This is a genomic window from Rhodopseudomonas sp. (genome assembly GCF_036404135.1).
Lineage (GTDB): Bacteria > Pseudomonadota > Alphaproteobacteria > Rhizobiales > Xanthobacteraceae > Rhodopseudomonas_A.
Genome location: NZ_DASWPE010000096.1, coordinates 1 through 25,422 on the forward strand (window position 1 = coordinate 1; position 25,422 = coordinate 25,422).

Annotated in this window: 18 protein-coding genes, 1 tRNA gene and 2 pseudogenes; 11 read left to right on the plus strand and 10 right to left on the minus strand. The window is 64.3% G+C overall.

Annotated features, from left to right (window positions below; translation table 11 throughout):
• Positions 1 to 1,769, minus strand: a pseudogene (locus tag VGC77_RS10930) (hypothetical protein); the annotation flags it as partial.
• A gap of 804 nt (positions 1,770 to 2,573) precedes the next feature.
• Positions 2,574 to 2,669, minus strand: a pseudogene (locus tag VGC77_RS10935) (IS630 family transposase); the annotation flags it as partial.
• 1,012 nt (positions 2,670 to 3,681) lie between these two features.
• On the opposite strand from VGC77_RS10935, the gene cysK reads away from it, so the two are divergent.
• Positions 3,682 to 4,659, plus strand: coding sequence for a cysteine synthase A (gene cysK / locus VGC77_RS10940; RefSeq protein ID WP_331171592.1), 978 nt, complete (start codon positions 3,682 to 3,684; stop codon positions 4,657 to 4,659).
• Positions 4,656 to 5,603, plus strand: a complete 948-nt coding sequence (epsC, locus tag VGC77_RS10945; protein ID WP_331171593.1) for a serine O-acetyltransferase EpsC — start codon at positions 4,656 to 4,658, stop codon at positions 5,601 to 5,603. The genes cysK and epsC overlap by 4 nt, the downstream gene beginning before the upstream one ends.
• A gap of 302 nt (positions 5,604 to 5,905) precedes the next feature.
• Here the strand turns inward: epsC and VGC77_RS10950 are convergent, their stop codons facing one another.
• The 3 genes from VGC77_RS10950 to VGC77_RS10960 all read right to left on the minus strand — a co-directional run bounded on the left by VGC77_RS10950 (position 5,906) and on the right by VGC77_RS10960 (position 9,733).
• On the minus strand, positions 5,906 to 7,957 hold the full coding sequence (locus VGC77_RS10950) for a family 2A encapsulin nanocompartment cargo protein cysteine desulfurase (protein ID WP_331171594.1): 2,052 nt from the start codon (positions 7,955 to 7,957) through the stop codon (positions 5,906 to 5,908).
• Positions 7,950 to 8,897, minus strand: coding sequence for a family 2A encapsulin nanocompartment shell protein (locus VGC77_RS10955; RefSeq protein ID WP_331171595.1), 948 nt, complete (start codon positions 8,895 to 8,897; stop codon positions 7,950 to 7,952). Before VGC77_RS10955 ends, VGC77_RS10950 begins: the two co-directional genes overlap by 8 nt.
• A 353-nt stretch (positions 8,898 to 9,250) precedes the next feature.
• Positions 9,251 to 9,733 carry a MarR family transcriptional regulator gene (locus VGC77_RS10960; protein ID WP_331171596.1) on the minus strand — a complete coding sequence of 161 codons (483 nt, stop codon included), beginning with the start codon at positions 9,731 to 9,733 and terminating at the stop codon, positions 9,251 to 9,253.
• A 156-nt stretch (positions 9,734 to 9,889) separates the two neighbouring features.
• Here VGC77_RS10960 and VGC77_RS10965 point away from each other — a divergent pair, with 156 nt between their 5' ends.
• The 6 genes from VGC77_RS10965 to VGC77_RS10990 all read left to right on the plus strand — a co-directional run bounded on the left by VGC77_RS10965 (position 9,890) and on the right by VGC77_RS10990 (position 16,571).
• Entirely contained in the window at positions 9,890 to 11,533 is a 1,644-nt protein-coding gene (locus tag VGC77_RS10965) for an MFS transporter (protein WP_331171597.1), read from the plus strand.
• A gap of 190 nt (positions 11,534 to 11,723) precedes the next feature.
• Complete coding sequence (locus VGC77_RS10970; protein WP_331171598.1) at positions 11,724 to 12,278, plus strand: iron transporter; 555 nt, start codon at positions 11,724 to 11,726, stop codon at positions 12,276 to 12,278.
• Positions 12,279 to 12,374: 96 nt separating this feature from the next.
• On the plus strand, positions 12,375 to 12,755 hold the full coding sequence (locus VGC77_RS10975) for a cupredoxin domain-containing protein (RefSeq protein WP_331171599.1): 381 nt from the start codon (positions 12,375 to 12,377) through the stop codon (positions 12,753 to 12,755).
• 16 nt (positions 12,756 to 12,771) lie between these two features.
• Entirely contained in the window at positions 12,772 to 13,611 is an 840-nt protein-coding gene (locus VGC77_RS10980) for an FTR1 family protein (RefSeq protein ID WP_331171600.1), read from the plus strand.
• On the plus strand, positions 13,608 to 15,032 hold the full coding sequence (locus VGC77_RS10985; RefSeq protein ID WP_331171601.1) for a 4Fe-4S binding protein: 1,425 nt from the start codon (positions 13,608 to 13,610) through the stop codon (positions 15,030 to 15,032). The genes VGC77_RS10980 and VGC77_RS10985 overlap by 4 nt, the downstream gene beginning before the upstream one ends.
• Positions 15,033 to 15,233: 201 nt before the next feature.
• Positions 15,234 to 16,571, plus strand: a complete 1,338-nt coding sequence (locus VGC77_RS10990) for a carbohydrate porin (RefSeq protein WP_331171602.1) — start codon at positions 15,234 to 15,236, stop codon at positions 16,569 to 16,571.
• Between the two features lie 175 nt (positions 16,572 to 16,746).
• Here VGC77_RS10990 and VGC77_RS10995 read toward each other — a convergent pair whose 3' ends face one another.
• From VGC77_RS10995 to VGC77_RS11015, 5 genes are all read right to left on the minus strand, one after another.
• Complete coding sequence (locus tag VGC77_RS10995) at positions 16,747 to 17,577, minus strand: transglutaminase family protein (RefSeq protein WP_331171603.1); 831 nt, start codon at positions 17,575 to 17,577, stop codon at positions 16,747 to 16,749.
• Between the two features lie 113 nt (positions 17,578 to 17,690).
• A complete protein-coding gene (gene glgX, locus VGC77_RS11000; RefSeq protein WP_331171604.1) occupies positions 17,691 to 19,796 on the minus strand; it encodes a glycogen debranching protein GlgX in 2,106 nt (701 codons plus the stop codon).
• A 158-nt stretch (positions 19,797 to 19,954) separates the two neighbouring features.
• Entirely contained in the window at positions 19,955 to 22,072 is a 2,118-nt protein-coding gene (locus VGC77_RS11005) for a catalase (protein ID WP_331171605.1), read from the minus strand.
• Positions 22,073 to 22,187: 115 nt separating this feature from the next.
• Positions 22,188 to 22,745: a DUF4142 domain-containing protein gene (locus VGC77_RS11010; RefSeq protein WP_331171606.1), complete on the minus strand. Its 558-nt coding sequence runs from the start codon at positions 22,743 to 22,745 to the stop codon at positions 22,188 to 22,190.
• 14 nt (positions 22,746 to 22,759) lie between these two features.
• On the minus strand, positions 22,760 to 23,269 hold the full coding sequence (locus VGC77_RS11015) for a ferritin-like domain-containing protein (RefSeq protein ID WP_331171607.1): 510 nt from the start codon (positions 23,267 to 23,269) through the stop codon (positions 22,760 to 22,762).
• Between the two features lie 591 nt (positions 23,270 to 23,860).
• On the opposite strand from VGC77_RS11015, the gene VGC77_RS11020 reads away from it, so the two are divergent.
• From VGC77_RS11020 to VGC77_RS11030, 3 genes are all read left to right on the plus strand, one after another.
• Positions 23,861 to 23,934: transfer RNA gene (locus VGC77_RS11020), tRNA-Gly, on the plus strand.
• A 670-nt stretch (positions 23,935 to 24,604) separates the two neighbouring features.
• A complete protein-coding gene (locus tag VGC77_RS11025; RefSeq protein ID WP_331171608.1) occupies positions 24,605 to 24,868 on the plus strand; it encodes a BrnT family toxin in 264 nt (87 codons plus the stop codon).
• Complete coding sequence (locus tag VGC77_RS11030) at positions 24,852 to 25,169, plus strand: BrnA antitoxin family protein (protein ID WP_331171609.1); 318 nt, start codon at positions 24,852 to 24,854, stop codon at positions 25,167 to 25,169. The genes VGC77_RS11025 and VGC77_RS11030 overlap by 17 nt, the downstream gene beginning before the upstream one ends.
• The last annotated feature ends 253 nt before the right edge of the window (positions 25,170 to 25,422 follow it).

Consider the following 25,422-nt stretch of genomic DNA (forward strand, 5'->3'; position numbering starts at 1 on the left):
ACACCGTTGACCGCCGGTGCGACCCCATTGCCGAGATTGTTCAGCGCGGGCGTAACGCCGTTGCCGATGCCATTGAGCGTGCCGGCAGCACCAGCCGCCGCGCCTTGAAGGTTGGAGGCGAGGCCGCCGCCCTGACCGCCGCCATTGGCGAGGACACCGTTGACCACCGGAGCAACGCCGTTGGCGAGGTTGTTCAGCGCGGGCCGAACGCCGTTGGCGAGGTTGTTCAGCGCGGGCCGAACGCCGTTGGCGAGGTTGTTCAGCGCGGGCGTGACACCGTTGCCGATGCCGTTGAGCGTGCCGGCAGCACCGGCCGCCGCGCCTTGCAGGTTGGAAGCGATGCCGCCGCCCTGACCGCCGCCATTGGCGAGGACACCGTTGACCACCGGAGCAACGCCGTTGGCGAGGTTGTTCAGCGCGGGCCGAACGCCGTTGCCGAGATTGTTCAGCGCGGGCGTGACACCGTTGCCGATACCGCCGAGCGTACCGGCAGCACCGGCCGCCGCGCCTTGCAGGTTGGAAGCGATGCCGCTGCCCTGACCGCCGGCATTGGCGAGGACACCGTTCGCCAGCGGCGTAACGCCGTTGCCGATGCCATTCAGCGTGCCGGCAGCACCGGCTGCCGCGCCTTGCAGATTGGAGGTGATGCCGCCGCCCTGACCGCCGGCATTGCCGACGAGACCGTTCGCCAGCGGCGCGACGCCGTTGCCGAGACCATTCAGCAGTGGCGGAATCCCGCCAATGCCGGGGGCGGGCAGGGCACCGTTGCCGAGATTGGCGAGGCCGGCCGCGAGCGGGGCGGCAACGCCGCCGGGATTGCCGGCGCCGGGCGCCGGAAGGGCCGGCACCGCGCCCTGAATTCGATTCGCAGCGGCGGTGAGAGCCGCTTCCGCGCGTCCGAGCCGGACGCCGCGCGGCGCATCGAGCGTGACCACGCCGCGGCGCGGTCCAGTTTGGCCGACGACATTGGTCGCGATCAGCCGCCGTCCGCCCTGCGTTCCGGAGCGTGCCACGGCGATCCGTCCGCCTCGCTCTCCTGAGAGGGCGATGCCGTCCTGATTCTGCCGCAGGCGCGCGCGGGTGATGCGCCTGACCTCTCCGGCAACGCCCTGTGGGGTCTCGCTCGATTGTCCGACCAATTGCGCCGCCCCGGAGAAGAAGCCGATCTGGCTCTCGCCACCGAACGCCCTGCCGACCACGCCGTTGACGGCTGCGCCGGCTGCGCTGCCTGCTCTGCTTCCGCCGGCACCGGCGCTGACGCCACCGCCACTCACGCCGCCGGCGCCTGCGCTGACGCCGCCGACGCCCGCGCCGACTCCACTAACACTTGCACCAACTCCACCGACGTTGACGCCGCCGCTTCCGGCGCTAATGGAGCCTATGCCGGCGCCGATCCCGCCGACGCCACCAATGCTAGCGCCCACCCCACCGCTACTCACGCCGCCGCTTCCGGCGCTGATTGAGCCTACGCCGGCGCCTATCCCGCTGACGCCACCAATGCTAGCGCCCACGCCACCGACGTTGACGCCGCCGCTTCCGGCGCTAATGGAGCCTATGCCGGCGCCGATCCCGCCGACGCCCGCGCCGATGCCGCCGACGCTCACGCTACCCGTTCCGACACTGATCCCGCCAACACCCACGCCGCCCGTTCCACCGAGGCTGACGCCAATGCTGGGTAGGCGAAGGCTTAGGGCATACGACGACGTCGATGTCAGCGCCGCCAGCGCCAAACCTGCAAGCGTGACCGATCTGAAGTCGGAATATTTCATTGCATTCCCTCCCGTTTAATCGCCGATCTGCATCGCTGAATGCACGTGCCTTCGTCGTGTTGCGATTACTTATCAGCGAGGCTAGGTGGCTCTCGTTAACGGAAACTGCCCTGATTCAGCGCGAGTCGATCGACTGGCGGCGCGGATCGTTAATCCAGTCGGCAATAACCATTATCAGCAGTTATGCCTGTCAATGACTGGTGATCGGTAGGGCGTAACGCTCCCGAACAATCGGCTTGCTGATTGGATGTTCCGACAGGGCGCCTCATCGATTGGGGAGGTTACTGAGTAATCCCCGTGGGCTTTGATCAAAACGGTTGTTAAGCGGCTGGGATGCGCGCCGAACGGTGCAAGCGCGCGATTTCAATAATATTAATATTTGGCGGGCAACAACTAGCGGACCGACGCATCGAAAAGGCGCGGCAGGTGCTCGGCCATGATCAAAATCGCCGTCTAGATCACGATTGATGGTTAGCAATTCGTTCTCGGCGAGATCAGCTTTGCTGAACTTTAGCTCGATGGATCCGCGACACGGGGCTAGTCTTAGCGATGAAAAGTCGGCTTTGCGAGATCGTGCGGTTCTGCGGACGTGTCATCTAAGCATGACCTACGAGCCTCCTTATAGATCGGCGATGGTTCGCGAGCCTTTGCCGGAATCGGCATTCGGCATGGTATTTTGCGATGTGAAGGTGCGTAGTAACCGCAGACCGAAAATCCGCTTCGCTTCACAAAAGGAAGGGGTACGTCTCGCAGGATGCTCCATTTTGTGCATAGATCTGTTGGCCTGCTCGGCGGCGGGCATCATAGCCTGGCGCCAGCATTTCGGATCAGGCGGCGGACGGCCGCCGATTTGTGGCTGCCGAGATTGTCCATTACGATGATGTCACTCGGCTGTATTTCGGTGTGGAATAAGGTCGCCGTTTTCGGGATGATCGGCGTCAAGTTGAACTTCTCGGGGTTGGCGCGACCTGGTCGTGGTAGCCACTGGACAGATGATGAGAAGCTTAAGATCGTTCTGAGAGTTTGTAGGAGCCGCGGACGATCTCGTCGACTGCGCAGCGGCGCGGGAATTCGCGATCGTCGCTGTTGATCTGGCCGCGATCGTTTGAGGCGGGTCGCGGCGATACGAGCGCGCAAATGCCGTCTTGTCCGACGACGTGGTGGGTGAGACCGCACTGGCCGCGATGGTCCGTCAGCAAGCGGCCGAATGGTGATCTAGATCGGGATGCCAATCGGAAGATCGACGCCAACCAGAGTTTGAGCGCGAGCAGGTAGAACTCTATGAACACGGTAGGTAGACCACGTAAAGGTCAAAAATAGCGGAAAATTTCAAACTTACACAATACCCAAAATTCGTTACAAAAATCAATGATTCCAATGGTGCGGATGAGACTGTAAATCAGCCGTCTTATGACTTCGAAGGTTCGAGTCCTTCTTCCCCCACCAATCTCCGGCGTCCCGTCCTGGAAAATCCACCTCCGCTCTGCCGCTGACCGGAAACATTTTTCGTGTGCGATGATCGTGGTTGTTGATGCCGCGACTTGCACGCGGCGATCGAGGCCGGTTGTCCAAGTTTGAGTTGGCCAAAGCGTCGGTCCCCCACGGCGCCGGTTGCGCGCCGGCCCGATCCCCATGCGATCTGGCATCGGGCGATGGCCTTTGCCAGCGGTGACAAAGCCTGTCGCCGCAGGGCGCCTGCGTGGAAGGAATTTGCATTGCGGCCGACTGCGGCGATGGCTTCCTTCCAAATTGCAGATCGCGCTTCGTTAGCCATGTCCCGGCGCTGGTTCCCTATGATATTAAGCCGATCGACGGCGAGCCCGTGCGCTCGCTCCAGTTGTTAGTTATCGGCGCGCGGCCGGTCGATCGCATCGTTCAGCCGCCCGCCTTGGCAAGACGGAGAGTATGGAAGATGTCACGCTGGTTCGAAGATAACGCGCAGTCGATCGGCCACACCCCGCTGATCCGTCTCAACCGCATCACCGACGGCGCCCCGGCCACCGTGCTGGCCAAGATCGAAGGCCGCAACCCGGCCTATTCGGTGAAGTGCCGGATCGGGGCCGCCTTGATTCAGGACGCCGAGAAGCGCGGTCTGCTCGGCCCCGGCAAGGAACTGGTCGAGCCGACCTCAGGCAACACCGGCATCGCGCTGGCGTTCGTCGCTGCAGCCAAGGGCATTCCGTTGACCCTGACCATGCCGGCGACGATGAGCTTGGAGCGGCGCAAGCTGTTGATCGCATTCGGCGCCAAGCTGGTGCTGACCGAAGGCCCGAAGGGCATGGCCGGCGCGGTCGCCAAGGCGGAAGAAATCGTCGCCTCCGATCCCAACCGCTACGTGCTGCTGCAGCAGTTCAAGAACCCGGCCAATCCGGCGATCCATGAGACCACCACCGGCCCGGAGATCTGGGACGACACCGATGGTGCGGTCGATATCTTCGTGTCCGGCGTCGGCACCGGCGGCACCATCACCGGGGTGTCGCGCTACATCAAGAACACCAAGGGCAAGAAGATCCTCTCGGTCGCGGTGGAGCCGTCCGCCAGCCCGGTGCTGAGCCAGAAGGTCGCCGGCGAGGCGCTGAAGCCCGGCCCGCACAAGATCCAGGGCATCGGCCCGGGCTTCGTGCCGGACGTGCTCGACCTGTCGCTGGTCGACGCCATCGAGCAGGTCTCCAATGACGACGCGGTGCAATATGCCCGCCGGCTGGCCAGCGAGGAGGGTATCCTGTCCGGGATCTCCAGCGGAGCTGCGGTGGCGGCCGCGGTGCGGCTTGCCAAGAAGCCGGAGAACGCCGGCAAGACCATCGTGGTGATCCTGCCCGATTCCGGCGAGCGCTATTTGTCCTCGGTGCTGTTCGAAGGCCTGTTCGACGCTCAGGTGCTGGCTGCATGAACGCGCGGCCCGAACCGCGGATCGTTGCGGACAAATCCTGGGACCTCGACGGCATCGTCGCCGAGCTCGCGGACCTTCGGGCAATTTCACAGAAGCGGCGTTACCGGGGCCGGTCGCTCCCCGAATTGCCGTCGCGCGAGGCCATCGTCACGATTGTCGATGGCCTCGTCGCCTCGCTGTATCCGCGGCACTTCGGTCCGGCGGGATTGTCGCCCGACGGCGTCGACTGGTTCGTCGCCGATACGCTCGACCAGGCGCTGCGCACGCTGCGCCAGCAGGTGCGGCGCGAGCTGCATCTGCTCGACGTCGGCGGCGAGCTCAGCCGCAGCGAGGTGGAATGCCGGGCGTTGCAGCTCGTCGCCGACTTCGCACACGACCTGCCGCGGATCCGCGCCTTGCTCGACAGCGACATCCGCGCCGCCTTCGACGGCGACCCGGCGGCCAAGAGCCTCGACGAGGTAGTGTTCTGCTATCCGGGCATCGCCGCGATCATCCGCCACCGCCTCGCGCATCGACTTTATCTGCTGGGCGCGCCGATGCTGGCGCGGATCATCGGCGAACTGGCGCATGCGCAGACCGGCATCGACATCCATCCCGGCGCCGAAATCGGCGAAAGCTTCTTCATCGATCACGGCACCGGCGTGGTGATCGGCGAAACCGCCAAGATCGGCCGTCGGGTGCGGCTGTACCAGGCGGTGACGCTGGGCGCCAAGCGCTTCGAGGTTGACGACAGCGGCGCCATCGTCAAGGGCGGCGATCGCCACCCGATCATCGAGGACGACGTGGTGATCTATGCCGGCGCCACCGTGCTTGGCCGCATCACCATCGGCCATGGCTCCTCGATCGGCGGCAGCGTCTGGCTGACCAAGAGCCTGCCGCCCGGCAGCGTCGTCACCCAGGCCAAGGCGCGTAGCGATACTTTCGACGACGGCGCGGGGATTTGAGGCGGGGCGGCGGGCTACATCCGGCCTGACGAGTTGTTAGTTGGGTTGAAAGGCCGCGATATATGTTGGCGTCATTCCGGGGCATGAGCAGCGCAAGCTGCGAGTGAACCCGGAGTCTCGCAACGCGGCGGACGCTGGCCAAGTGTCAGATTCCGGGTTCGCTCGTTCTGACGAACTCGCGCCCCGGAATGACAGCGCCGTTATGAGTTGATCGCTTCCGACAACTGACGATAGGTGATGCGTAATTCGGCAATGCGTTGCGACGCGCGATCGATGCGCGCCGCACGCGATAAACTGCGCCGTCACACCACCCGGCCGCGCGGCGCGCCGCTCTGCAGCCGCTTCAACGTTGCCACCAGCGCATCGACGTCCTCGCAGGTGTTGTAGAACGCCAGCGACGGCCGCACCGTGGCCTCGAGCCCGAAGCGGCGCAGGATTGGCTGCGCGCAATGATGCCCGGCGCGCACCGCGATGCCCTCCTGGTCGAGCGCCTTGCCGACGTCGACCGGGTCGTGGCCGGCGAGCACGAAGGACAGCACGCTGGCCTTGTCCTTGGCGGTGCCGATCATCTTCAGCCCCGGCACGCCGAGCATTCGCTCGGTGGCGTAGCCGTGCAGCTCGTGCTCGTAGCGCGCAATCGTCGCCATGCCGATCGCCTCGACATAGTCGATCGCAGCACCAAGGCCGACCGCATCGGCGATGTTGCCGGTGCCGGCCTCGAAGCGGTCGGGCGGGCCTTGATAGAGCGTCTTTTCGAAGGTGACGTCGGCGATCATGTTGCCGCCGCCCTGCCACGGCGGCATGTGCGCCAATACGGAATCCTTGCCGTAGACCGCGCCGATCCCGGTCGGGCCGAACACTTTGTGGCCGGAAAACACGAAGAAGTCGCAGCCGATCGCCTGCACGTCGACCGGCATGTGCGACACCGACTGCGCGCCGTCGACCAGCACGCAGGCGCCATGGCGATGCGCGATCGCCGTCATTTCGGTGACCGGCACGATGCTGCCGAGCGCGTTGGAAACCTGCGTGATCGAAACCAGCCTGGTCTTCGGCCCGAGCAGCTTCTCGTACTCGTCGAGGATGATCTGGCCATGGTCGTCGACCGGGGCGACGCGCAGCCGCGCGCCTTTCTCGGCGCAGAGCTGCTGCCACGGCACGATGTTGGCGTGGTGCTCGAGCCACGACACCACGATCTCGTCGCCTTCGCCGACATTGCGCCGGCCCCAGGCCTGCGCCACCAGGTTGATGCCTTCGGTGGTACCGCGCACGAAGATGATGTCGCGCGGCGAGGGCGCGCCGAGGAAGCGGCGGACCTTTTCGCGCGCCGCCTCATAGGCGTCGGTGGAGCGCGCGGCGAGTTCATGCGCCGCGCGGTGGATGTTGGAATTTTCGTGGCTGTAGAAATGCGACAGCCGGTCGATCACCGCCTGCGGCTTCTGCGTGGTGGCGGCGTTGTCGAGCCAGACCAGCCGCTTGCCGTGCACCCGGGTTTGCAGAATCGGAAAGTCGCGCTTGATGGCGTGCGGATCGAACGGATGCGCGGAAGCGCCGAACGACGGCGCCAGCACCGGACGCAAATTCGGCGTCATCGCCGCGAAGTCCGAACTCGGTTTGGCGACGTCTCGCGGTGGCGGCGTCGGCGCCGGGTCGGCGCCCAGGAAATAGCTCTGCGTCGGCACCGCCTCGAGCGGCGTCGGATCGCCGCTGCCGGTCGGCGCCACGCCGGGCGGCCGGGTCGACTGTGGCGCTGACGGTTGCGGCGCGTGATGCGAGGCGAATGGCGCTTCGGACAGGAAATACGCGGCGGGCTCGGCGCTGGCGCCGCCGCTCGATGCATCGGGAGTGGTGCGACGGTCCGGCGGGGCGAAATACACCGCGTCGCCAAGGTTGAACGGCGGCGCGGCGCCGGCCTGCGGATCGATCGCTTGCAGGTCGACGCCCTGCGGCCCGACCGCGCCCGGCGACGAGCCGGGCTGCGGCACGTCGGCGCCCGGCGGCAGCGCGGCCAGCGTCGGCGGCTGCGGCGCGGTGACGCTCGGCGTCGGCACCACCGAGGGAATCGTGGTCGGCGGCAGGTCGGGCGGGCCGGCCGAGGGATTGCCCGGCACCAACGGCGCGGCACTGGTGGTGACGCTGGGCGCCGGCGCGTAGATCGGGGTGTGCAGCGCCACCGGAATGCCTTGCGCGCCGAGCGGCGCGGCCTGATTCGGCGGCGCTTGATTCAGCGGCGGCTGGTTCGGTGGCGCTTGAAACAGCGCGTTGGCGAGCCTCGCGATCACCGTGGGATCGGGCCAGGCCGAGCCTGCGGGGTCTGGCGGCAACGCGGCGCCGCCGGCCGCGTGGGGCTCAGACATAGGTGAACGGATATTGGTGATACTTGCCGACGTCGACGTCGTCGAGCACGGCGAGCGCGTCGTGGGCCAGGATCGCGGTCGAGCAATACAGCGAGATCAGATAGGAGGCGACCGCCTTGCGGTTGATGCCCATGAAGCGCACCGACAGGCTCGGCGCCACCTCGCCGGGAATCCCCGGCTGGAACAGGCCGACCACGCCCTGCCGCTTCTCGCCGGTGCGCAGCAAGAGAATCGAGGAGCGGCCATTCTCGTCGATCGGCAGCTTGTCCGAGGGCACCAGCGGCAGCCCGCGCCAGGTCAGGAACGGCGAGCCGAACAGCGTCGCGGTCGGCGGCGGCACGCCGCGCCGGGTGCATTCGCGGCCGAACGCCGCGATCGCGCGCGGATGGGCGAGGAAGAACGCCGGCTCTTTCCACACCTTGGTGATCAGTTCGTCGAGATCGTCCGGGGTCGGCGCGCCATCACGGGTGGAGATCCGCTGCGTCGGCGCGACGTTGGAAATCAGGCCGTATTCACGGTTGTTGATGATCTCGCCTTCCTGCCGCTCCTTGACCTTCTCGATCAACAGCCGCAGCTGCTCCTGGATCTGGTCGTAGGGATGGCTGTAGAGATCGGAGACCCGGGTCTGCACTTCCAGCACGGTGGTGACGGCGTTCAGCGAATATTCCCGCGGCGTCACTTCGTAGTCGACGAAAGTCTCGGGCAGGTCGGCGTCGCGATCGCGCACCGGGCTGCACTGCACGTCGGCGTCGCTCAAGGCGATCGCTTCCTTGACCCGGTTGAGACGATAGATACCGGCTTCCACCGGCGTCCACGGGAGGAACGAGACCAGCCAGCGCGGTGTAATGCCCGACCACTGCGCGCGGGTCTTGGTCGCATTGGCTAATTGACGTGCCGCGGATTCGCTCAGGGTGCGTCGGACATCGGTATCTTCGGCCATGCCTATCTCCTGCGCGGCCACGATCACGCGGCCGGACCTCTGGTGGCGTATGTGTTGCTGTGGTGGGTAGTTGAGACGTCGAACGATGAGTGCGTATTGGTTGCGTCGTATCGCCCGGAGTTCCATTGTTCAAGGCGAGAGTGCAGGATGGGCGTTTCGAAATAATCGCCGATTTGGAATGTCGTACTAAGCGTGAGGTGATTGTGCGAAAATCCGGCGTTGGACGATAAAAATTATCTCCGATCGGCCAAGCGCCTCACGCGACGGCCTTGCCGCCTGTGTGGCGCCGCATCGCCACGCGCGATCCGATCAGCGCGCAGTGAACGGCCGCTACGGTTCGGGCCGTGACTGGCTCAGCTTTCCTCGGCGCGCAGGCTGGCCGCCAGCGCCGCATTGAACTTGGCGAGCAAGGTTGCGAATGCGTTGCGTTCGGCAACGGTCCAATCCTTGAACAGGTTCTGCATGCGTCGCAGCCGCATCTGCCGCATCGTGCCGGCGTCGCGCGCGCCCAACGCGGTTTCGCGGATCAGCACGCTGCGGCCGTCGGCCGGATTGGCGTGACGTTCGATCAGCCCGCGCTCTTCCATCACCGCGACCTGCCGGGTCACCGTCGAGCCGTCCAGCATCAGCCGGTCGGCCAATTCCATCACCGTCTGCGGGCCGTGGGCGTGCACGATCAGCAGCAAGAGATATTGCGCGCGGTCGAGCGGGTAGGCGCGGCGGCGCTGCGCGGCTTCCAGCCCGCGCGCCAGCCACGACATCTGCGCCTCGATGGTTTCGACCAGATCGGCGGCGTCGCTGCCGGCGGGAGCGGATGTTGTGGGGGGCGAACTCATGGCGATGTTCCGGGCGTGGCCGAGGAGGGCGGGCGCCGATTATAGGGGCAGACGCCGGCGCGGGTCACGGTTGCGATTTTAGGTGTATCATACATCTTGTTTTGCGGCGATCGGTCATTTAGCTGTATGACACATCTAATTACCCGAGAGCATGTCATGTCCAGCGCCCCTGCCGGCGACGTCGGTTCCAGCTTCTTCCGCCAACCCCGCGCCGTCTGGGCCACCGCCTTCGCCGCCGTGGTCGGGTTCATGGGCATCGGCCTGGTCGATCCGATCCTGACCTCGATCGCCGAGGGATTACAGGCCACCCCGAGCCAAGTGTCGTTGCTGTTCACCAGCTATTTCGCGGTGACCTCGGTGATGATGCTGGTCACCGGCTTCGTCTCCAGCCGGATCGGTGGGCGGTGGACCTTGCTGCTCGGCGCGGCGCTGATCGCCTGCTTCGCGGCGCTGGCGGGCACCTCGCATTCGGTGACCGAGCTGGTGCTGTACCGGGCCGGCTGGGGGCTCGGCAACGCGTTCTTCGTCGCCACCGCGCTGTCGGTGATCGTGGCGGCGGCCAGCGGCGGCACCGCCATCGCGATTCTGCTGTATGAGGCGGCGCTGGGGCTCGGCATTTCGGTCGGCCCGCTGCTCGGTGCGGCGCTCGGCAACCTGTCGTGGCGCTATCCGTTTTTCGGCACCGCGGCGTTGATGACGATCGGCTTTGCCGCGATCGCACTGTTTCTCGAGGCGCAGCCCAAGGCGGCGCGGAAAACCAGCCTGATCGATCCGATCCGGGCGCTCGGCCATCGCGGGCTGTTGTCGGTGGCGGGCAGCGCGTTCTTCTACAATTACGCGTTCTTCACCGTGCTGGCCTTCGTGCCGTTCGTGCTGCAGGCCTCGGCGCACACCGTGGGGCTGATCTTCTTCGGCTGGGGCCTGGCGCTTGCGGTGTTCTCGGTGCTGGTGGCGCCGCGGCTGCAGACCAGATTCAGCGCACTGGCGCTCGGCGTCGGCAATCTGGTGGCGCTGGCGGTGTTGCTGCTCGGCATGGCCTACGGCTCGGCCGCGATCATCGTGACCGCGGTGGTGCTGTCGGGCGCGGTGATGGGCATCAACAACACCGTGTTTACCGAAATGGCGCTGGAAATCTCGCCGTTTCCGCGCCCGGTGGCCTCGGCGGCCTATAATTTCGTGCGCTGGTTCGCCGGCGTGATCGCGCCCTATGCCGCGCCGAAGATCGCCGAGCATGTCGGCGCCTCGGCGTCGTTCATGGTCGCGGCGGTGTCCGCCCTGGTCGCGGCCGGCGTGCTGCTGGCGATGCGCGGCAATCTCGGCCGGTTCGCCTCCAAGCACGTCGCGGTGGCCGAGACGGTGCATGCGCCGGTCACCGCCAGCGGGCCGATCCTGGTTGCGGTCGACGGCACCGCCAACGACCGGGCGATCCTGGCCCGCGCCGCCAAGGCGGCGCTGGCGCTGGGAGCGCCGATCGAGGTGCTGCACGTCTGCCCGCTGGAACTGGTCGAGGGCGAAGCCGCCGAAGCGGAGAGTTCCACGGGCTGCGCCGCGATTCTCGATCTGGCCCTGGCGCAGCTGCGCGACGCCGGGCTGCAGGCAGCTGGCTCGGTGCGGGAGGAGGTTGCCGCAAGAACGCCACAAGCGATTCTGGATCACGCCGAGGGCCTCGATGCCCGGCTGATCGTGCTCGGTGGTCGTCACCACGACGATCCGACCGACATCGTCCATGGCAGCGTCGCCGACATCGTCGGCCGGCGCTCCAACCGCCCGGTGATGCTGGTGCCGGAACCGCAGCCCTGACGGCCGCACCGCCAGCGGTATTCCCAACAGCATGGCGCGCGAAATCGGTATCAGAACGCCGCCTTTGGGCACTTTTGAGCGCTTCTAACCTATTGATATTCTAATATAGATTGATTGACGCGAACGGTTCCCATTGGCAGGGTCGCGGCGATCAGGCGCGCCCAGGGGCGCGATTCAAGGGGAAAGAAGAATGCGTCGTTTCGTTGTGACTGCCGCGTTGGGAGCCGCCGTTGCTCTCGTGGGTTCGGCTGCGATGGCCAAGGAATATCCGATCGGAAAGCCGCAGAGCGTGGCGGATGCCGGCGTTGAGGTCGCTGCGGTGTACCTGCAGCCGATCGAGATGGAACCGCCCGGCGTGATGCGCGACGCCAAGGAATCCGACGTCCATATCGAAGCCGATATCAAGGCGTTGAAGGGCAACAAGAACGGCTATGCCCAGGGCGACTGGGTCGGCTATCTGCATGTCACCTATGAGCTGACCAAGGCCGGCGAAAAGGAAGGCCTCAAGGGCGACGCCATGGCGATGGTGGCCAACGACGGTCCGCATTACGGCGACAACGTCAAGCTCTCGGGCCCCGGCAAATACACCTTGAAATTCAACGTCTCGCCCCCCGGCAGTGATCCGCATGGCAGCCATTTCGGCCGTCACGTTGACAAGGAAACCGGCGTCGCTCCCTGGTTCAAGCCGTTCACGGTGGAATACGAGTTCACCTATGCCGGCACTGGCAAGAAGGGTGCCTACTGACGCAGATCAATGCGCGGCGCAGCAAAATCGGCGAAGCAGTTGCGACGCATTTGCTCTGAACGGGCGAACTCGAAAGTGTAGTTAGGTTCTGAACGTATGAATCTTCTTCGCAAAACTGGCCGGACGGCGTGCTCCACGCGCCGTCCGGTGTTTTTGTTGGTGGCGGCGATTCTCTTGCCGCTGGCTGCAACCGCAACCGCGCGCGCCGACGACGAGCCGTCGTTCCGCATCGAGTTTCGCGACGGCAAGGTGACGCCGTCGCGGCTCGAAGTGCCGGCCAATACCCGCTTCAAGCTCGACCTGCACAATCTCGGCCAGGAGCCGGCCGAGTTCGAAAGCAAGGAGTTGCGCAAGGAGAAGGTGTTGGCGCCGGGCACCAGTTCGACGCTGGTGATCCGCACGTTGGATCCCGGCGAATATGATTTCTTCGACGACTTCCATCTGGATGCGCCGCCGGCGGTCCTGGTCGCCAAATAGCGGACGGAGAGGGCCTTTGGGCGGACAACTCGGCAACGTGGCCTTTGTGATTTGGCGGGAGAGCGTCGAGGCTCTGCTGGTGATCGGGATTCTCAATGCCTGGCTGACCCGGCAGCAGGTCGATGCCGCGCGCGGCAAGATCTATCTGTGGAGCGGCGTCGCCGCCGGGCTGTTGCTGTCGGTGGTGTTCGGTGTGGTGCTGGTGCTGTTCGGCGAGACGCTGCCCGACGACGCGCAGCGCGCCTATCAGACCGGCGCGGTGCTGATCGCCGCCGCCTTGATCGTGCAGATGGTGTTCTGGATGCGCCGCCACGGCCGCACCCTGAAGCGCGACATCGAGACCTCGCTGCAAAGTGCTGCCGATCGCTCCAACTGGTGGGGCGTGTTCGTGTTGGCGATGATCGCGGTGGCCCGCGAGGGCAGCGAGACCGTGGTGTTTCTGTATGGGACGCTGGCCGCGGCGCGTAGCGGCCAGATCGCCGCGCCGTTGGCGGTCGCGATTATTGGCTTCGTTCTTGCAGTAGCCACGTATTATCTGCTGCAGGTCGGAAGCCGCGTCATGTCCTGGAAGACCTTCTTCGGCATCACCGAGATTCTGCTGTTGTTTTTGGCGGCGTCGCTGCTGGTCACCGGGGTGGACAATTTGATCGATCTCGGCTTTCTGCCAACGCTGTCGCGCCGGTTGTGGGATTCCTCGGCGATCCTGCCGGACTCCGGCCCGATCGGCGGGCTGATCGGCGCGCTGACAGGGTATCGCGCCCGACCCGACCTGATGCAGGTGCTGGTCTATGGGGTGTATTGGGGATTGATCTATTGGGCACTGTTCTGGCCCCGAGCACGGACCAAAACCGCATGAGGGAGCCCGGCGACACATTGACCCTGAACCGATCTGAAGGCCGCGTCGACGCGGCGCTTCACGAGATCGGCGACTGGCTGATGCGTAACCAGCGCGGCATCCGCTCCGCGCAATGGGGCGTCGTGGTGGTCTATCTGTCGTTGCTGATCGTGCCGACGCTGCTGCCTTTGCCGTCCGGCGCCGCGCATATCTGGACCAATGTCACGTTGTTCGCGCAATTCGTGTTCTGGGGGCTGTGGTGGCCGTTCGTGCTGCTGAGCACGGTGCTGGTCGGCCGGATGTGGTGCGGCGTGCTGTGTCCGGAAGGCTCGATGACCGAAGCGATGAGTCGGCGTAGCCGGGGTCTTGCGATCCCGCGCTGGGTGCGCTGGAAGGGCTGGCCGTTCGTCGCCTTCGCCGCCACCACGATCTACGGCCAGATGGTCAGCGTCTATCAATATCCCAAGCCGGCGCTGGTGATTCTCGGATTCTCGACGGTGGCGGCGATCGCCACCGCGGCGCTGTGGGGCCGCAACAAGCGGGTGTGGTGCCGCTTCCTATGCCCGGTGAGCGGGGTGTTCGCGGTGCTGTCAAAGCTCGCCCCGGTGCATTTCCGGGTCGACAGCCAGGCCTGGGACAACTGGAAGAAGCCGCATGCGCGCGGTGCCGCGCAGCTGGTTAACTGCGCGCCGCTGGTGCCGATCCGCACCATGAAGGGCGGCAGTTCGTGCCATATGTGCGGCCGCTGCAGCGGCTATCGCGGCGCCGTCACCCTGGCGCGGCGCTCGCCGAGCCACGAAATCGTCCACGTCGCCGGCGCCGAGCCGCGTCCGGTGGAGACCATGCTGATCCTGTTCGGGCTGCTCGGCGTCGCAGCCGCCGCGTTTCACTGGACCAGCAGCGCCACCTTCGTCGCCATCAAGCAGACGATCGCCGAGTTTCTGGTCGAGCAGGGCGTGATTTGGCCGCTGGAATGGACCGCGCCGTGGTGGATCTTGACCAACTATCCCGACCTCAACGACTCGATGTCGTTGCTCGATGGCGCGGTGCTGGTCGGCTATCTGGTGGGCATGGCGGCCGGCGCCGGCGGCCTGGTCGCGGCCTGTGCGGCGCTGGCGACGCGGCTGCTCGACCGCTGGTCGACCGCGCGCTTCCACCATCTGGTGCAGAGCTTCATCCCGCTGGCTGCCTGCGGGGTATTTCTCGGGCTGTCGATGACCACGGTGTCGCTGTTGCGCAACGACGGCCTGGTGTTCGGCTTTGTCGGGCCGCTGCGCGCGGCGCTGCTGATCGGTGCGGCCTCGTGGTCTCTTTGGCTAGGCTGGCAGATCTCGGCTCTCTACAGTGGCGCCATGATTCGCCGCGTCGCGGCGATGCTGCCGCTTGGCTTCGCCGTCGCCGCCAGCGGCGCGGTGTGGGCCACGTTGTTCTGGCGTTTCTGAGTTTCAGTATCGGATAAGTTGTGCATTGCAGCGCGGCTCGCTGAAAAGCGGTGCCGAACCGTCTTTCGTCATGCGACTTTGGTTGTATCGCGGTGCGGAAATACCATCTAGAAAAGCTCTAATAGTGTGCAAGATCAGTGGGTTAGCCTTTGACCCTGCCGGGGCCGTCTGGTACGCGTCGAAGATCGATTGGGGGACAGAATGAGCTACACGCGACACAGACATTTCACCGCGCCGCGCGCTTGCGCGACCGCGCTGTTGGCAACCGGCTTGCTGGCGGGCAGCGTCATCACTGCCGCCGCGCAGGAAAAGAGCCTTGAGGAGCGCGACAAGCTCACCGGCACCTGGGGCGGCGTCCGCACCGCGCTGGAAGACAAGGGCATCGAAATCGGCGTGGTCTATATCGGCGAAATCCTCGGCGTTTCCGGCGGCGTCAAGCCGACCGGCGGCACCTACGCCACCTACGAGGGCAGGCTCGACGTCACCGTCAGCACCGACCTGGAGAAGCTGGTCGGCTGGGCCGGCGCCAAGACCCAGGTCCGTGCCTTCCAGATCCACAGCGCGCAGGGCCAGAACGCGGCGAGCTATGTCGGCTCGTTCGCCGACCCCAGCAACATCGACGCTTACGGCACCACGCGGCTGTTCACCGCCTGGTTCCAGCAGGAGTTCGGCACCTGGGGCTCGATCCGCCTCGGCCAGCTCGCCGGCGACGACGAATTTCTGGTCAGCACCACGGCGGGCGGGCTGATCAACGGCACCTTCGGCTGGGCCGCGCTGATGGCGGCGAACCTGCCGAGCGGCGGCCCGGCCTATCCGCTGGCGACCCCCGGCGTGCGGCTGCAGGTCAATCCGACCGAGAACATCTCGCTGCTCGGCGCGGTTTTCGCCGGCGATCCGGGCGGCAAGAACTGCACCAGCGACAATCCGCAGCGCGATTGCAACCGCTACGGCACGACGTTCAGCCTGGATGGCGGCGCGTTCTGGCTCGGCGAGGCGCAGTACAACTTCAACCAGGCCAAGGATGCCACGGGGCTCGCCGGCTCCTACAAGCTCGGCGCCTGGTATCACACCGGCGATCGCTTCCTTGATCAATATTATCAGATCGATCGCAGCACCGACTGGGGCATGTACGGTGTGGTCGACCAGATGCTGTGGCGCGGCAAGGACGCCAGCACCAGCGTCTTCGTCCGCGGCGGCTGGACGCCGTCGGATCGCAACGTGATTGCCTGGTACATCGACGCCGGCTTCGGCTTCAAAGGCTTCGTTCCCGGGCGCGAGGCCGATACCCTGACGGTCGGTGTGGCGCATTCCAAGATCAGCAAGGAGGCCGTCGCTTACAGCTTCGACAACGACTCCTTGCGACGCACCGGCGAAACCGTGCTCGAGGTCAGCTACATCGCCCAGATCAATCCGTGGTGGACCGTGCAGCCGGACTTCCAGTACATCTCCAAGCCGGCCGGCGGCACCCTGGTTCGCGACGACGGTTCGGTGGTGGACGACGCTTATGTGTTCGGCGTCCGCACCACGATCACCTTCTGATCGTCGGTTGCTTTAATAATAGCGGCGGCGGAGGGAAATCCCTCCGCCGTTTTGTTTTTGCGATGATGAGGCCCCTAGCGTTTTCGCGCGACGTGGGCTCCGCTTCCCGTGAAGAAAACGCGTCAAACTAAGAATCTTGAGCTCCGGTTTTGATTCTATCAGAACCGGGATAGCTCTAGGCGACGCGCGACCATTGCTGGTCGTTCACCTCATGGGTGATGACTTCGAACTTCACCAGATCGGCGAACCCGAAGCTGGTGGAGATCGCCACGTCGGCGGCATCGCGGCCGCGCGCGATCACGATGCGGCCGATCCGCGGATGGTTGTGACGGGCGTCGAAGGTGTACCAGCTGCCGTCGAGATAGACTTCGAACCAGGCGCTGAAATCCATCGGCGCCGGATCGGCCGGCACGCCGATGTCGCCGAGATAGCCGGTGCAATAGCGCGCCGGAATGTTCATGCAGCGGCACAGCGTCACCGCCAGATGTGCGAAGTCGCGACAGACGCCAACCTGCTCGGCATGGCCTTCCGAGGCGGTGCGATCCGAACGGGCGTGGTGGTAGCCGAACGAAATCCGGTTGTGCACGTAGTCGACGATGGCTTGCACCCGTTCCCAGCCCGAGGTGATGCCGCCGAACAACGACCAGGCGAGATTCGACAGCTTGTCGGTGTCGCAATAGCGGCTGCCGAGCAGATAGATCAGGGCGTCGTCCGGCAGTTCGGCGACCGGAAGCTGCCGCGCCCCCGGCGCCACCGGATCCGGCAGGCCGCAATCCTCGATCAGGAAATCGTTGCTGATCTCGATCTTGCCGGGCGGCGCCACGATGCGGGTGCAAACGTTGCCGAACATGTCGAGGGTGTCGCGGCTTTCGACCTGCGGCGAGAACCGGATGCGATGCTCGCCGATGATGTGTTGCATCCGCGACGGATGCACGCTGAGCATCAGGTTCATCGGGGTGTCTTGAAAGCAATGGAACGCGATGTTGTAGCCTGCCCGTATCAGCACTGGAATCTCCGCTCTTGCCACGGCAAAATGTTGCCGCAACAAGCCCCAAGCACCCCGGTTGGTTCCTGGTTCGGCGTTGAAATGGCTGCCGAAATTAGGAGCAGCCAGCGCCGTTAAGTCCCGAGCGTGAACAGCAGCAGCGAGCGTGCGGTGACCTGATACATCGCTCCGCAGGGAAATTCTTCGCCCGGAGCGCCGTCCGGAATGTTGCTGTCGATCAGCAGCGACCATTTGGTGCCAAGCGGGGTTTCGGGCAGGATGAAATCGACCACGCCGTCGAACGCGTTCATCACCAACAGCGCGGTCTCGTCCTCGCCATGCTTGCGGATGCCGGTCTTCTGTGCACGGCCGTCGAGCAGCATGCCGAAGCTCTTCATCGAGGTGTCCTGCCACTGCGCATCCTGCATCGGGGTGCCATTGGCGTTGATCCAGACCACGTCGCAGACGTTGAGTTCCGGATCGTGCTGTCCGGTCAGGAATCGGCTGCGGCGCAGCGTCGGATAGGTCTTGCGCAGTTCGATCAGCCGCCTGCTGAAGCTCAACAGGTCCTTGGCGTCGTCGCTGAAATTCCAGTCGACCCAGGAGATTTCGCTGTCCTGGCAATAGGCATTGTTGTTGCCGTGCTGAGTGCGGCCGAATTCGTCGCCGGCCAATAGCATCGGCGTGCCCTGCGACAGCAGCAGCGTCGCCAGCATGTTGCGCTTCTGCCGTTCGCGCAGCGCCAGGATCGCCTTGTCCTCGGTCGGGCCTTCGACGCCGCAGTTCCAGGAGCGGTTCGAGGAGGAGCCGTCGCGATTGTCCTCGCCATTGGCCTCGTTGTGCTTGTCGTTGTAGCTCGCCCAGTCGTTCAGGGTGAAGCCGTCATGCGCGGTGACGAAGTTGATGCTGGCCCAGGCGCGGCGGCCCTGGTGGTTGAACAGGTCGCCGGAGCCCGACAGCCGCGGCGCCAGCGCCGCGACGTCGGTTTCGCCGCGCCAGAAGTCGCGCGCGGTGTCGCGAAACTTGTCGTTCCATTCCGCCCAGCCCGGCGGGAAGCCGCCGACCTGATAGCCGCCGGGGCCGATGTCCCACGGCTCGGCGATCAATTTGACCGAGGTCAGCACCGGATCCTGATCCACCGCCTTGAGAAACCCGCTCTGCTCGTCGAAGCCATAGACCTCGCGCGCCAGGATGGTGCCGAGGTCGAAGCGGAAGCCGTCGATATGCATCTCGTTCGACCAGTAGCGCAAAGAGTCGGCGACCATCTGGATCACCCGCGGATTCGACAGGTTGACGGTGTTGCCGGTGCCGGTGTCGTTGATGTAGTAGCGCCGCTTGTCCGGCAGCAGCCGGTAATAGCTGGCGTTGTCGATGCCCTTGAACGACAGCGTGGGGCCAAGTTCGCTGCCCTCGGCGGTGTGGTTGTAGACCACGTCGAGGATCACCTCGAGCCCGCCATTGTGCAGCCGCGCCACCATCTCCTTGAATTCGCGCAAGCTGTTGGGGACGTCGGAGGCGTAGCGCGGGTCGGGGGCGAAGAAGCCGATGGTGTTGTAACCCCAGTAATTGGTGAGCCCCTTGTCGAGCAGATTGTCGTCGTTGATGAAGGTATGGATCGGTAGCAATTCGACCGCGCTGACGCCGAGCGAGGCGATGTGGTCGATGACCGGCTGGCTGCCGAATCCGGCATAGGTGCCGCGCAGATGCTCCGGCACGCCGGGATGCTGCTTGGTGAAGCCCTTGACGTGGGCCTCATAAATCACCGTCTGATCCCACGGCGTGTTGCGGCGGCCGGGCTCGCCCTTCCAGTCGTAGTTCGGATCGACCACCACGCATTTCGGCACGAACGGCGCGCTGTCGCGGGTATCGAAGGTCCGATCGTCACCGCTTTCCATCTTATAGCCAAACACCGCCGGATCCCATTTCATCTCGCCAGCATGGGCGCGCGCGTAGGGATCGAGCAACAGCTTGTTCGGATTGAAGCGATGGCCGTTCTCCGGCTCGTAGGGGCCGTGGACCCGGTAGCCGTAGAAGCTGCCGGGGCCCACGTCCGGCAGGTATCCGTGGAAGATCTCGTCGGTATATTCCGGCAGTTCGAAGCGGCGCTCTTTCGCGCCGTCAAACAGGCAGATCTCCACCTTGGTGGCATGCGCCGAGAACAGCGCAAAATTGGTGCCGTTGCCGTCCCAGCTCGCCCCCAGCGGGAAGGGGAGTCCTTCCCGAACCGTCTGTTCGCTCACGTCGCCCTCGATTCACCGATGTCAGACGCGATGATGCTGCATCGGCGCCGTGACGCTGCCAAGTCCATGGAGATAACTATTCGTTAACAACGTCGGAGGCGGGCCGCCGGCGGGCTGTGAAGCGTATCGAGGGCCTTATCTCGTTCCGATCAGCGCGGTCAGTTCATCTTGACCGTCGATTCGCGGGCCCAGATTCGCAACGTCCCGAGTTCGCCGACGAAGTTCTTCGCATCCTTGGCGCTGCCGAGCTTCACGCAGCCCTCGTCGAGGCTGTCGAACACCGCGGCCTTGGCGAGCAGCGGTTCGGCGGCTGCGACGTAGCCGATGAACTTGCAATGCGCGAACGCATCGGCGACGAAGTCCCGCGCGGTCGATTCCTGCACCAGCGCATCGATCTCGGCTTCCGACGCCAGCAACGCGACGGCGTCGTACAGCACCGAGGGGCCGCCGTCGATCATCTGGTCCGCCTCGACGAAGCTGCCGTCGCTTAAAGTTGCGCCGCCGACCTTCGGTGCGATCAATTCGAACACCGCGCCGGCCTTGGTGATCGCGCTCTGCAGCGCCTTCAGCACCGCGGCGTCGGTGCCGTCGGTGACGAGGATGCCGAGCTTGCGGCCTTCGAAGCGCTGCGGACCGCGTTCGACGATCGATAACGACGGCGACGGCGGAAGATCCTGGCGGGTCGGCACCGCGGCATCGGCCGGTTTCGGCAGGGTATTCAGGCCGAGCCCGGCGGCGACCTTGTTGGCGAGGCCTTCGTCGATGTTCAACAGATGCGACACCACACGTTCGCGGATCACCGGCAACTTGCACTTGCTGAGCTCGAAGGTGATGGCGTTGGCGATGTGATGCTGCTCGCCGCGGGTCTGGCTGATGTAAAACTGCCGCGCCTGGCTGTAATGATCGGCGAAGCTCTCGGCACGAAAGCGCGCCTTGGCGCCTTCCTCGGCCTCCGCGAACGGCACGAAACCGCGTGTCGGGGATTCCCGCGGGCCTTCGCCAAACGAATTCGGCTGGTAGTTGATGCGGCCCACCGGGTTGCGCATCGCCATGTGGCCGTCCTGCTGGAAATGCGCGAACGGGCATTTCGGCGCGTTGATCGGCAGATGGGTGAAGTTCGGGCTGCCGAGCCGCTTCAACTGGGTGTCGAGATAGGAGAAGTTGCGGCCCTGCAGCAAGGGATCGTTGGAAAAGTCGATGCCGGGCGGCACGTTCTGCGTCATGAACGCGACCTGCTCGGTCTCGGCGAAGAAATTATCCGGCATGCGGTTGAGCACCAGCCGGCCCACCGGGATCGGCGGCAAGATTTCTTCTGGGATCAGCTTGGTCGCGTCGAGAATGTCGAAATCGAAGCTGTCGGCGAAGGCCTGGTCGAACAATTGCACCTGCAGCTCCCATTCCGGGAAGTTGCCGGACTGGATCGCGGTCCAGAGGTCGCGGCGATGGAAATCCGGGTCGGCGCCGTTGATCTTCACCGCCTCGTTCCACAACACCGATTGCAGCCCGAGCTTCGGCTTCCAGTGGAATTTCACGAAGGTGGATTCGTTGTTGGCGTTGACTAGGCGGAAGGTGTGGACGCCGAAGCCCTCCATGAAGCGGAACGAGCGCGGGATCGCGCGGTCCGACATTACCCACATGATCATGTGCATGCTTTCCGGGGTCAGGCTGATGAAATCCCAGAACGTGTCATGCGCCGATTGCGCCTGCGGGAAGGCGCTGTCGGGGTCTTCCTTCACCGCGTGGATCACGTCGGGGAACTTGATAGCGTCCTGGATGAAGAACACCGGGATGTTGTTGCCGACCAGGTCCCAATTGCCTTCCTTGGTGTAGATCTTCACCGCGAAGCCGCGGACGTCGCGCGCCAGGTCGAACGAGCCCTTGCTGCCGGCGACGGTGGAGAACCGCACGAACGCCGGAGTGCGCTCGCCTTCACGCTGGAACAGATCGGCGCGGGTATATTTCGACAGCGATTTGGTGGTCTCGAAGAAGCCGTGCGCGCCGTAGCCGCGGGCGTGCACCACGCGCTCCGGAATCCGTTCATGATCGAAGTGGAAGATCTTTTCGCGGAAGTGAAAGTCCTCGATCAGCGTCGGGCCGCGCGGGCCGATCTTCAGCGAATTCTGGTCGTCCGACACCGGGCCGCCCTGCGCGGTTGTCAGCACGTCGAGGCCGAGATCCTCGGCGGTCTGATGCAACTCGCCGCCTTCGCCACGCGTCAGCTTCTGGTCGTGCACGGTCGATGAATGTCCGGCGGAGCGCTTGGAGGTCTTGGCCATGAGGCGGAGATCCTGCTCGGAATATGGAAAGGGTCGCAGGGTCCGGCGGCGAGCGCCGGCGGGTCGGCTGATCACCAAGCGGCCCGGCCTTGCTGACAACGCCGGGCCGGAACGATTACTTCTTGCCGACGGTCGCGCCGGAGCGGGCGTCGTCGAGCTTCTGCGCCAGTTCCAGATGGTGCTGCAGCGCGGGCAGGGTCTTGCCGGCCCAATCCTTCAGGTCGGCGTTTTCGCCCGACTTGGCGTAGCGCTCGAACAGGTTCACCGCGTCCTTGTGGGCATCGACCTGGTAGGAGTCGAAGCTGGAGCTGAAGTCGGCGCCGCTGAGACCCTTCAGCTTGTCGAGTTTGCTCTGATGCGCGCTGTCGAGCGCGGTCGGCAGCTCGGCCTTGACCTTGCCGCCGGTGACCAGGGTCTTGAGTTCGGTCGAGGTCTTGGTGTGGTCGGTCACCATCTGGGTCGCGAAGCTCTTCTCGGCGGCGTTGCCCTTTTCGGCGCCGAGCTTGTTGGAATTGATCTCGAACAGGTCGCTGATTGCGACCTGGGTGACGAAGTCCTGGGTGGTCGGCGCGATGCCGAGCGTGGAATTGACGCCGGTCTTTTCGCCGAGCGATTGCGCCAATACGGGGGTGGCGAACAGCAGGCAGGTAGCCACTACGGTCAAACGCTTCATCTTGGTCTTCCTTTTCAGCTTGCAGCTTTGCGGTTGACGCCCTTGCGGAGCGCCACGGTGTTGAGCTTGGTATTTGCGGCCTTTTCCTCGTTCAGATTGGTGGTGAGGAAACGGACGATGTCGTCGTGGCCGAGTTCTTCGGCCCACGCGATCAGGGTGCCGTAGCGAGCGATCTCGTAGTGTTCGACCGCCTGCGCGTTGGCGACAATCGCGGCGTCGAGCACCGATTTGTCGGCGATCTCGCCCGCGGTTTCGTTGGATTCCTTGATCAGTCCGTCGATCGCCGGACAGTCCGTGCCGGACGGCTTCTTGCCGAGCTTCTTGAACGCCTGGTCCAGTCGCTCGATCTGTTTGGTGGTTTCTTCGAGGTTGGTTTTCAGCCCCTGGGCAAGATCGCGATTGGTCGCCTGCTCGATCATCGTCGGCAATGCCTTGGTAATCTGCTGCTCGGCGTAATAGATGTCTTGCAATCCGTGCAGCAGGAGATCGTCCATCGATTGAATGTCTTTGCTGAAGAAGCCCATCATCGTCTCCGGGTTGCAGCCATGCGTCCGCGATGCACCCCAACTGTGTGATGCCGGTTAGGTTCCCGGATTGCGGCGGCGCGGCGCGGCAAAAAGATCGCGGGTTTTGAAGGCTAGCACGCGACCTGCCAGAGCACCGCAATGCCATTGGCGGCGACGATCACGTAGTCCGCTTTCGGCATGCCGTAGACCGTCCACAGCGCCAAGCCCGCGGTCAGTACGATCAGCATGTGCAGTGATAGGTCTTGGTGGAGTCGCGCGGCTAGGCTTTGCGAATCTGTGGCAGGTAGGGCGGCGATGTCGGCGTGGCAGCGGCGATCCCGACTCAGGAAAGACATTCATTCATAGGCCGTGATGCCGCCGCGCGACTGCGCCGCGAACGCTCCGAGGTCGATCGATTGCGCTCACGGGCGCCCGCCGGAGCGCGCGAACGGGGCGTGCACATTGAAGTCTCCGTTTCGGGCGGACCAATCGCAAGCGGCAGAAAATGTTCCGGAACCCCGAGCCTGGCGCGGTTCGCCGATCCGGCTTGCGGGATCAGGCTTCGAGGGTGTTGAGGCGGCCCGGATGCCGTGTTAGGTCAGGCCTGACGCGGGTGTAGCTCAATGGTAGAGCAGCAGCCTTCCAAGCTGAATACGAGGGTTCGATTCCCTTCACCCGCTCCAATGCTGCACGTTTATGCCAAATATCAAAGCGATATCAACGATTTATTTGTTGAGCGGGCGAGCCTGTAGGACGTATTGTAGTACGTTATCGGCTTAGAGATCCCGCCGGCAATTTTGGCGCTGGAAGCTCGTACAGCGAGATTAGGTCTAATCGCCCTTTTCGGGCCGCTGATTGCGTGGCACGCCGGCAGAAGAGCACTTGGCGAGGGTGTGGATCGGCTTGTCCGCGGGCAGACGAGATCGGGAAGGAAGACGCGCTCGCGGTGTCCGCAGGCTCTGCACCGAACCTCGATCCCAACATCGCCAGCGTCGATCACCGCTGGAATGGTCGGCGAGGGCGAGGGATCGCCACTGAGGATCAGCCCGATATTCCAATTCTCGCAGGCCAGTCCGTGCGCCGCCCACAGGCTGCCTCGATCTGGCCCTCAAGTTCGACTTGCCGGTGCTCGGCATTCGCCATCTCGCGGGCGTAAGATTTGCGTCGCTGCCAGATAGCCGCATGCGAATGATGCGAGGGGACATTCCCCAGCCTACCGCCTGAAATGCATCACGACCATCCGCTAGGCTTTGTGGGTCGGCAGGTCGGGCGGAATACAGCTTGTGAATGCTCCCAATAATGTACACCCAATAAATGTTGACATGGATAATTTCGGGGTGTACGAATATTCACATGGAACATCGCTTCGACATCATCAAAGACGAGATCAATAAGGCCCAGCACAAAATCTCGCTGGAGCGAGCCTTTGATATGGAGATCGTTCAATTCGTCGAGGATGATCGGTTCGACTACGGCGAGACCCGTTATCGGGCCTGGGGCTACATCGACGGCAAGCCCCACTTTCTGGCCTACACCGTGCGGCATGGCAAAATGCGCCCGATCAGCCTGCGCCGCGCTCACGCAAAGGAAATGAAGCGTCATGTCAAAGAAGCCTAAATTCGACCCCGCGATCCATGACGAGAATCCGGAGTGGACGGCAGAGGACTTCGCCAAGGCTCGGCCGGCGTCAGAACTGCCGCCGGAAATTCTCGCTCAGTTCAAGAACAAGGTCGGGCGTCCTCGGATCGAGAGCCCGAAGGTGCCGGTGAAGCTGCGGCTCGATGGGGCTGTGGTCGAAGCCCTGCGGGCGACCGGGCCGGGCTGGCAGACCCGGATCAACGACATGCTGAAGTCGAAGATTAGCCGGGGCAAGGTTAGGTTCGATGCGGATGGGCCGGTGAAACGCAAGAGGGCGTAGGCGTCGGCGCCGCCGCATTATGCCAAGAACGGGGCCGCGAAAGAGGCCCCTTTCCTTTGATCCGCGTCGAGAATGTGAGGGTTTCCAACGGCACCACAGGGCATCCTTTGATACTAAATCGTTGATATTTCATCTGAAAGTATTGTCTTACGTTAGTGCCGTATCTCGCTTTGGCCGCTCCTGTGTATAGCCGGGAGAAATTTATGGCCTGACTCTAACTGAAACTTTTTCGTGTCATCCTGCTCATCCGATT